We start from the raw sequence: 8,862 nt of genomic DNA, 5'->3' as shown, positions 1-8,862 counted from the left end.
CGCGATGGGCATGGCGCGGGCGCCGGCCGAGCCCAGCACCCAGGCGCGCTCGCGGTCGAGCTGGCGCAGCACCTCCTGCGTGCGCTCGCGCAGGCGCTGCGGGTAGACCGCCCGCGTGTAGAAGCCGGGCACGCCCTCGTCCAGCGGCCGCCCGCTGGCGCGGGCGAAGAACCGCGTGGCCCCTGCCCCGGCCACCGAGGCGATGCTGAAGGGCGCGGCCCCGGCATCGCCCTGGCGCAGCCGGTTGTAGACGCGCTCGGCCACGGGCACGCCCGCCACCAGCGCGCGCGCTTGGGCGATGAGCTGCGGGTCGGCGCGCTGCGGCGCCCCCACCTCGCCGCCGGCCAGCAGCCGCTGCAGGTGGTGCAGCAGCGCGGCGCGCTCGGCCTCGGAAGCGGGCAGCGTGGCTTCCCAGTCCGAGGCCAGGTCGGCGCGCAGCGCCGCGGCGTCGAAGTTGCGGCCGGCGAAAAGCATCAGGTAGGCGCGCAAGGCCTCGTAGACCAGCTCGACGTGCTCGCGCGCGCCGCTGCGCAGCCGCGTCTCCAGCCGCGCGGCGATGCGGGGCTGCAAGGCCTCGCGCAGCAGCCGCGCATAGGCGTCGCCCGCGGCCGTGGCCAGCAGCTCATGCCGGTCCAGGCCCAGCGACCACAAGGCCTCCGCACCCCTTTGCGGGCCGGCCTGCGCCACGGCCTGTGCCGGCGGGCCCGCCTCGCCCGCCTCCCGCGCGAAACGCTCCACGCCGCCGAGCACGGGCAGCAGCGCCACCAGGTCCGTGGGCGCGGTGGCCTGCACCATCTGCGCCTGCTGGCGCAGCGCGGGCAGCCGCGCCGCGGCGCCGGCCAGCAAGTCCCGGTTGGCCAGGTAGGCGCGCCAGCCCAACAGCGTCACGCCCGCCGCCAGCGCCAGGCACAAGCCGCTCAAGCCCAGTTGCAGCGCCATGCGGCGGCGCTCGCGGCGCAGGTTCAGGCCCGCCAGCCCGGCCTCGGCGAAGACCACGTCGCGCAACAGCCGGGTGACGAAGAAGCTGCGCCCGCTCGGCCGCGCCGGCGCCAGCAGCCGCGCCGACAGCCCAAGCGCGCGCGCGATGCCGCCCAACGCGCGGTCCATGGGCGTGCCCTCCTGCGTGGCGCTGGTGAAGTACACGCCGCGCAGCAGCGCGGGCACAGGCACCGTGCCGGCCGCACCGGCACCCGCTTCGGCGCTCTCGGCCGCGTCGCCCCCATCCTGCGGCGCGAAGGTGGTCTGCAGCAGCTCCAGCAGCAGCTCGTGCAGCAGCCGCCACTGCTGGGGAAAGGCGAACAGCGCCGCGCGGCGCTCGCGGTCCGCCTCGGCATGCAGCCGCTCCAGCAGGTATTCGCCCAGGCGCTTTTCCAGCGCGGCGAGCTCGCTGCCGATGAGCGGCAGCGGATCGGCCGGCCCACCTTCGGCCGGCAAGGTGAAACCCCAGACCTGGGCGCGCTCGTCCTTGTCCAGGTCGGCGAAGAACTCCATGAAGCCGGCCAGCAGGTCGGTCTTGGTCACCAGCACGTAGACCGGGAAGCGCAGCCCAAGGCGCTGGCGCAGCTCGGCGATGCGCGCGCGCAGGGCCAGCGCGTGAGCGTGGCGCGCTTGCGCGTCGGCGCCCAACAGGTCGGCGATGCTGACGGTGAGCAGCACGCCGTTGATGGGCCGGCGCGGGCGGTGGCGCTTGAGCAGCTCCAGGAAACCCAGCCAGGCGGCGCGGTCCGTGGCCTGGTGGCTGTCCTGCGTGGTGTAGCGGCCGGCGGTGTCTATGAGCACGGCCTGGTCGGTGAACCACCAGTCGCAGTTGCGCGTGCCGCCCACGCCGCGCAGGGCTTGGCCGTGGCCGAGCTGCTGCGGCAGCGGGAAGTTCAAGCCGGCATTCGCCAGCGCCGTGGTCTTGCCCGCGCCGGGCGCGCCGATGATCACGTACCAGGGCAGCTCGTAAAGGTAGCGACCCGGCGACAGCAGCCGGCGCCAGGCGCCGCGCCCGCCCAAGCGCGCGCGGCGCAGTTGGGCCGCCGCCTCCTTGAAGCGCTGCCCAAGCAGCTCGACTTCGGCCGTGGGCGCCGCCGGCTCCTCCTGCGCCACCAGGCCGTCGAGCAGCCTGGCGTTGTTGCGGCGGGACTTGAGCGCCTTGCCGCCTGCCAGCGCCAGGCTCAGCGCCAGCAGCGCCGCCAGCGCCGCACCGCGCGCCGCCTCGCCGGCCAGGGGCACCACGCCGGCCACGGCCACCAGCGGGCCCACCCACCAGATGAGCGCGCCCGCGGCGAGCACGCCGGCGGCCTGCAGCAGCGGGCGCAGCCAGGGCAGCGCAGGCCGGGTCATGGCCCGGCCCCCGGCGCTGAACGACGAAACGCCTGCGTCGCCATGTCACTCCTGAGGCCGTGGCAGCCGCAGCTCGATCTCGACGCGCCGGTTGCGCGCACGGTCCTGGGCGGAGCGCCCGCCCGCGATGGGCTCGGCGTCGGCGCGGCCCTCGGCATGCAGGCGCTGCGCGTCGACGCCCTGGCGTGCGAGCTCGTCCAGCACCGCCTGCGCGCGGGCGCGCGAGAGGTGCCAGGCGCTGGGGTACTGCAGCGAGGCGGCGGGGGCGTCGTCGCTGTGGCCTATGACGGCGACCTGCCCGGGCTGGGAGCGCAGCGCCTGCGCCACGCGGCCCAGCAGCGCCGGCGCGTGCGGCTGCAGCTCGGCCCCGCCGCCCTTGAACAGCGCGTCGGCCGGCAGCGTGAGCACCGAGCGCAGCCGCTCGTCGCGCACCGCCAGCGCGCCCGCGGCCACGTCGGCCTGCAGCAGCGGCGCCAAGCGGGCCGGCCCCGCCGCGACAGCCGCATCGGCCGGCGCACGCTGGCCCAACAGCAGCGCGGGCAGCGCATGCAGCTCGCGCAGCAGCGGCTGCGCCTGCGCCGCCAGCCGAAGCTGAAAACCCAGCAGCGCCGCCAGCACCAGCGCCGCGGCCAGCAGCGCCACGCTCCACAGCGGCGGCAGGCGCAAGCCCGGCTGCAGCGGCGCGGACACCCCCTGCCAGCGCAGCGACAGGCTGCGCGCCTCGCGCGGGGGCTGCAACGCGGCGGGCCGCACCTCGGCCAGCACGCGTTCGGCGATGGCCTCCAGCCGCGCCGGCCCATCCGGCTGGCCCCGGTAGCGGCCCTCGAAGCCCAGCGCCAGGCAGACGTAGAACAGCTCCAGCACGTCGGCGTTGGCGGCCGGGTCCTGGCCCAAGCGCTCCAGCAGCTCGAAGCACTTGTCGCCCCCCAGGCGCTCCTCGTGGAATTCGCCCAGCAGCGTGCGGGCTTCCCAGGTGCCCAGGCCCCAAGGGGTGGCGGCGATCACCTCGTCCAGGAAGCTGCAAAGCAGGTAGCGCGCGGCGCTGATGCGCGGGCGCGGCACCCCGGCGACGGCGGCCTGGGCCTCGAAGTCGGCCATGTGCGCCAGGAGCTGGCGGCGCAGGCCGTCCGGGTCGGCATGCGCGCTGGAGGCACGCAGCCGCGCCACCAGCGCCAGCAGCACGCTGGCCGCGCCCAACAGCGGGTTGACGCCGGCCACCAGCCGCTGCAGCTCCACGCCCGCACGCGGCGCACGCGGCTGGGGCCCCTGCGCAGCCGGCGCTGCGGCCGGCCGGTGCGGCAGCAGCGTGCGCAGGCCGCCGGGCGCGGGCATGTGCAGCGTGGCGTCCTCGGCATCGGCGTCCGCCTGCGCGTATTGCTCGTAGTGCTCGTATTGCGTGGGCTGCGCGTATTGCGTGGATTGCGAATCGGCCTCCTTGGGCGCAGGCCCTGCGCCGGGCTGGGGCATGCGCGGCAGCCCGCCCCATGCCGCGGGTGCGGCGAACAGCGTGCGGTCCGCGTCCTCCACGTCGGGTTCACGCTGCGGCGGGAGGGCAGGCACGGCGCGGCCGGGGATCAGCGTGGCGTCTGCGTCCGCGGGCGCGGCGGCAGGCGGCGCTTGAAGGTCCGCGGCAAAAAGCGTCGCCTCGTTGTCCGCGAGCGCGGCCGCGGGTTGCGGCGCGAACAGCGTGGCCTCGTCAGCCGCCGTCGCAGCGGGCGGCGGCAGCGCGGGCGCGGGCGGACCAGCCGCCGCGTCGGCCGCGGGCGCAGGGGTCGGAGGCCCGGGTTGCATGCGTACGGCCCTCGCCCAAGCGAGCCTCAGTGGCCCGCCGCGGCCTCGCGCAGGAAGCGCTGGCGTTGCGCCTCGTCGTCGAGGCTGCGCGCCACCTCGTCGAGGAAGGCGCGGCGGCTGCCGCCGCGGGCCGCGGCGCGCTTGGTCACGACGCGGGCGATGGGACCGATGTAGGTGGTCAGCACCCGCGTGGCGTGCTCCACGTCGGCCGGGGTGAGCGCGGGCCCGCCCGTGGCCAGCGGCGTGGGCGTGGGCGTGCCGCCCATCGTGGCGCCCACGCCCAGGGTGGCCGGTGCCGGCACCGTGGCGCGGCCCAGCACCGTGCGCAGGAACACCTCGCGATCCGCGGGCTTGTCCAGGGTTTCGGCCAGGGCCGCCGCCAGCGGCCCCAGCGACTTGTGCTGCTGCGCGGCGCGGCGCACCAGCACCCGCGCCACGGGGCCGACGTGGCGGGCCAGGGCCAGCTCCACGTCCTTGAGCACGGGCGGGCTCCAGCCCGTGGGCGGCGGCGTGCTGGGCTGCGCCGGGCTCAGCACCGAGGCCGGCGCGGGCGGGTGCGCGGTGTCCGGCACCAGCGGCCGCGCCGGCGGACCCGAGGAAATGATGGTGGACTCGGAGATGGTGTCGGCCAGCGGGCGGCCGTACTGCGCCAGCAGCGCGCAGCGGAAGGCCGCGGCGCTTTGAAACCGCTCGGCCGGCGCCTTGGCCAGCGCGCGCGCCACCACGGCGTCGAACTGCGGCCAGCGGTGCTGCGGGTCCACGGCCGAGGGCGGCTCGGGGTCGTGGTAGCAGACGTCGTGCATCACCGCCTCCAGCCGGCCGCGGAAGGGCGGCTGGCGCGCCAGCAGGTGGTACAGCAGCACGCCGGCGGAGAAGATGTCCACGCGGTGGTCCAGCACGCCGCCCAAGTAGAACTCCGGCGCGATGTAGCCCGGCGTGCCCATGATGATGTTGGTGCGCGTGCGGTCGGCGGACTCGATGCGGGCGATGCCGAAGTCGGTGAGCTTGATGCGCCCGTTGCCCATCACCAGGATGTTGGCGGGCTTGATGTCGCGGTGCCAGATCTCGTGGCTGTGCGCGTACTCCAGCGCGTCCAGCAGCTGCGCCATGGTGCTGGCCACGTCGCGCTCGTCGAAGTCGGTGCGGCGGTCCAGGTACTCGCGCAGGCTGTGGCCCTGCACGTACTCCATGGCGATGTAGGCCCAGGGGCCGTCCTCGCCGTACTCGTACACCGAGACGATGCCCGGGTGGCTGAGCGTGCCCGCGGCCTGCGCCTCGCGGCGAAAGCGCTCGGACAGCGACTGCGCCTTGTCGTCGTCCTCGATCAGCTCCTTGTGGATGGTCTTGATGGCCACCGGGCGCTTGATCACCGGGTCGTAGCCGCGGTAGACGATGCCCATGGCCCCCCGGCCGATCACTTCCGTGATCGGGTACTTGCCCAGGCGTTCGGGGATGGCCATTTGTGCGGGACGGTCGGCGGCGCGCGCGGCCTCAGCCGTCGAGCATCTTCATCGCCTGGACCATGCTGGTGCGCATGCGGGCGATGGAGCGCGCGAGCACGCCGATCTCGTCGTTGGCGGTGCGCTCGAAGTCGGGGATGTCCAGCTCACCGAGGCTCACGCGGTCAGCAAAGCGCGAGAGGTGGTCCACCGGGCGAATGACCATGGCCCACAGCATCAGGTTGAGCACCACGCCGATGGCCAGGAACACGCCGGCGATCGACCCCATGAACACCGTGTAGACCCGCTCCGCGCGGTCCAGCGCCACCTTGGTGGGCACGGAGATGATTTGCGCGCCCACCACCTCGTTGAGGTTCCAGCCGAAGCCGTTGGCCGGGCCGTAGCGGTCCACCAGCGTCTTGGGAGCCACCTCCACGGAGCTGTGGCAGCGCAGGCACGCGGGGTTGGTGATGCGTATGGGGCGCGCCACGTAGAAGGAGCGGCCCGTGGGCGTGTCGCGGTCGCCTATGAGCTCGGTGGCCTCGGCGTTGCCGCGGAACTGCGTGACGATGTCGGCCTCCCACTCCACGGCGCGGTCGCGCGGGTTGGTGGGGTTGAGCACCGCCTCCTTGTAGCCGTACTCGTCGTGCTTCTTGCGCAGGTCGTTGAAGACCTCGGTGGCCGAGTATGCGGGGATGGACTGGGGCAGGAAGCTGTACTTCATCTGCGTCTCCAGCAGCGGGCCGATCTGCGCGGAGGTGTAGTTGCGCGTGGCCAGCGCGGTGTCCATGAGCAGCTTGGCGCTGCCGGCGATCTCCTCGCGCGCATTGCGCTCCAGCAGCCGCCAGGACACGAAGCCCGTGGCCGCGAAGCCCAGGGCGAAGATCAGGATGAACACCAGGTTGAACTTCAACAGCAGCTTCACGGTGAGCCTCCGGGGTCAGCGCGACGCGGGCCTGCCGGCGCCGAGGCGTGCTTGGGCAGGTACTTCTCGGGAAAGAGGATGGGGTCCCACTCGGGGTGGGCCGCCAGGTTGGACACCAGCGCGGCGCGGAAGGCCGGCTCGCGCGCCTTGGCCTTCCAGCGCTGCACCAGCGGCCGGCGCAGCGCGGGCTCGGCCTTGAGCCAGGGCTCGACGTCGGCATAGCCGAAATCCGGCGCCGCCTTGGCCGCCACGGCCTGGTCGCGCCAGCGCTCGGCGCGCAGCGGCAGCGAGTCGCGGAAAGGGCGCGGCATGTCCTGCAGCAGCCCGGACGTGGCCGCCGACACCGTCTCGCCGCGCGCACCGGGCTTGCGCTGGTACAGCACGCCTTCGCTGAGCGACTGCGGCGCGGGGGCCGCACCGGCGCCGCGCTCGGCCACGCGCACCGGGCCGCCTTCGACGAACAGCGTCAGCGCTGCGGGCAGCACGTGCAGCACCACGGTGCAGGGCGCGGATTGCAGCTCGGCCAGCGGCGTGCGCACGGCCAGCGGCACGGCCTTGCCCTCGGCCGTGGGCAGCCGCACCTTGGCCCAACCCTGCAGCACGTACAGCGAGCGCTCACTCGACGCCATCAAGAAGGCCCGCGTGGCCGGGCCCAGTTGGGCCACGCTGCGGTCGGCCAGTTCGAGCTGCATGAAGGTGGAGGCCGCCGTTTCGACGATGTCCCCCGGCGCCAGCGCCAGGCCCTCGGCCGCCCGCACGCGGCCCGCGCCGCGGTAGATCAGCGCCTCGCCTTCGAGGATGGTGATGCCCCCGGGCGCGTCGGCGGCGCGCGTGCCCAGCGGCATCGCGATCGCGGCAAACAGCATGAGCACACGCAACATGGCTTTGGCCTCCGGCAACTTTCCAACGGGGCGGCAAGCGAACCGGGGAATTAAGACCCTGGGCTGTTGGACTGTCAATTGAACCTTGGGCACCCTGAAGAGCCCCCCTGGGGAGCCAACCCCATGGAGGCCCGCCTGGGGGTGTGAGGCCGCGCCGCGACTGCCGCCAGGTGCGGCAGTAGCATGGCCCGTTGCGCTTGTGTTGCACCACGGCCCCGAGGGTTCAAACCATGCTGATCCGAGTGCTCTCCCACGGCGGCCAGCCGCTGCCGGCACCGACCGTGGCCCGCTTCGACACCGCCGGCGGCTACATCGGACGCGGCATCGACTGCACGCTGGTACTGGCCGACGCCCAACGCCTGATGTCGCGCCGCCATGCGCAGGTGAGCTGGCGCGAGGGCCGCTTTTTCATACGCCGGCTGGGCGCCAACCTCGCGGTGGAAATCGGCGGCCAGGCCCTGGGCGCGCAAGCCGAAGCGCCCCTGGCTCCAGGCATGAGCCTGCGCATAGGCCCCTACCTGCTGGAAGCCGAGGCCGAGGCCGCCGAAGCGCCCTCGCCCGCGGCGATCCGGGACTTGCCCACCCCTGCCGCTGCAGCGCCCGCCGCCCGCCCAAGCGCCTTCAGCGAGGTGCTGGGTGCTGCCGCGCCGCCCGATATGGATGCGTCCGCACCCATGCGGGCGCCTGCGGCCGGCACGCCTTCCGGGCCCGCGCCCGGCACGTCCCCCCAGCCCGCCGCGGCGAGCGCACCTGCCGCAGCCGACGCGGCGGTGCTGCTGGGGGCGCTGTATGGCGGGCTGGAGCAGCCCATGCCGCCGGCACCCACGGCGCAGGACCTGCAGCTCGTTGGCCGGCTGCTGCACGAGGCCTTGGGCGGGCTGCTGCAGTTGCTGGCCGCGCGCCACGTGGCCAAGCGCGAGCTGGGCGCGGCGGGCACGCGGCTGCAGGCACGCGAGAACAACGCCCTGAAATTCTCGCCGGACGTGGACACCGCGCTGGCGCACCTGCTGGGCCCGCTGCGCCGTGGCTTCATCCCGCCGCTGGCGGCGGTGCGCGAGGCCTTCGAGGACGTGCGCACGCACGAGATCGCGCTGCTGACCGGAGCGCGCGCGGCACTGGACGCGCAGCTCGCCCAACTCGCGCCGCAGGCCCTGGAGCCGCAGCGCCCCGGGCGCGGCGGCTGGGGCGCGCCGCTGGACGTGTGGCGCAAGGCGCAGCTGTGGGAGCGCTACTGCGCGCTGCATGCCCAGGCGCAGGCGCAACTGCAGGAACAGTCCGACCCCTTCTCGGCGCGCGCCTTCGTGGAAGCCTACGAGGCACAGCGTGAAAAGCTCTCGCGCGCGGCCGATGCGCAATGACCCGGCACCAAACCGGCGCGAAACCCGTGGCTACAATGGCCGCCTTTCCGAGGAGCGTTGCAAGGTCGGCTGTCCGCGTCAGGACCCTGGCCCCAGGCTCGGAAGCCTTTCCCAAGCAACCGCGCTCACCCGCAACGTTC

General features: G+C 74.4%; 6 protein-coding genes and 1 riboswitch. Of the genes, 1 reads left to right on the top strand and 5 read right to left on the bottom strand.

The features are described from left to right. The 5 genes from tssM to SM757_RS30190 form a co-directional block, all read right to left on the bottom strand. Positions 1-2,328, bottom strand: a 2,328-nt coding sequence (gene tssM, locus SM757_RS30210) for a type VI secretion system membrane subunit TssM (RefSeq protein WP_322468177.1), incomplete at its 3' end; no start/stop codon positions are given. 45 nt (positions 2,329-2,373) lie between these two features. After that, the gene (gene icmH / locus SM757_RS30205; protein WP_322468176.1) at positions 2,374-4,119 is read right to left on the bottom strand and encodes a type IVB secretion system protein IcmH/DotU; all 1,746 of its coding nucleotides are present in this window, start codon (positions 4,117-4,119) and stop codon (positions 2,374-2,376) included. A 26-nt stretch (positions 4,120-4,145) separates the two neighbouring features. Further along, entirely contained in the window at positions 4,146-5,579 is a 1,434-nt protein-coding gene (locus SM757_RS30200) for a serine/threonine-protein kinase (protein WP_322468175.1), read from the bottom strand. Positions 5,580-5,610: 31 nt separating this feature from the next. Then, positions 5,611-6,483, bottom strand: coding sequence for a Tll0287-like domain-containing protein (locus SM757_RS30195; protein ID WP_066330909.1), 873 nt, complete (start codon positions 6,481-6,483; stop codon positions 5,611-5,613). Beyond that, a complete protein-coding gene (locus SM757_RS30190; protein ID WP_066330907.1) occupies positions 6,480-7,364 on the bottom strand; it encodes a FecR family protein in 885 nt (294 codons plus the stop codon). The genes SM757_RS30195 and SM757_RS30190 overlap by 4 nt, the downstream gene beginning before the upstream one ends. Positions 7,365-7,594: 230 nt before the next feature. On the opposite strand from SM757_RS30190, the gene tagH reads away from it, so the two are divergent. Continuing rightward, positions 7,595-8,722, top strand: coding sequence for a type VI secretion system-associated FHA domain protein TagH (gene tagH, locus SM757_RS30185; protein WP_322468174.1), 1,128 nt, complete (start codon positions 7,595-7,597; stop codon positions 8,720-8,722). Between the two features lie 43 nt (positions 8,723-8,765). Beyond that, positions 8,766-8,856, top strand: a riboswitch (S-adenosyl-L-homocysteine riboswitch). Positions 8,857-8,862 lie beyond the last annotated feature (6 nt).

It is taken from the genome of Azohydromonas lata (assembly GCF_034427735.1).
Classification (GTDB): Bacteria; Pseudomonadota; Gammaproteobacteria; order Burkholderiales; family Burkholderiaceae_C; genus Azohydromonas; species Azohydromonas lata.
Note: the sequence above shows the minus strand (reverse complement) of the source record. Positions and strands in the feature narration are given on the sequence as shown.